This window comes from Mesorhizobium sp. Arg314, assembly GCF_053714275.1.
Genome location: NZ_JBSKBP010000383.1, coordinates 1 through 221, shown reverse-complemented (window position 1 = coordinate 221; position 221 = coordinate 1). Strand labels below are relative to the sequence as shown.

Annotated in this window: 1 pseudogene; it reads right to left on the bottom strand. The window is 65.6% G+C overall.

Going from position 1 to position 221, the window contains the following annotated elements:
• Positions 1-221: pseudogene (locus tag ACWGS9_RS35965) on the bottom strand (3-oxoacyl-ACP synthase); the annotation flags it as partial.

The window sequence follows — 221 nt, the reverse complement described above, 5'->3', positions numbered from 1 at the left end:
CCGAAAGACCGGCCGCCGCCAGCGCCTCGCTTGAACAGCGGCTCATCATCTCGACTGCTTTGACGAAGACTTCGCGGCCGTCTGCGATGGTCATGCGCGTTTCGACGCTGTCGATTTCGTCGGAGAAGGGCCGGTTGCTGCCGCCCGCCGGGATCTGGATGAGGCCGTAGGCGGATCCGTCTGAAGCAATCGAGGCGCCGAGGATGCCGTGGCCGGCATCG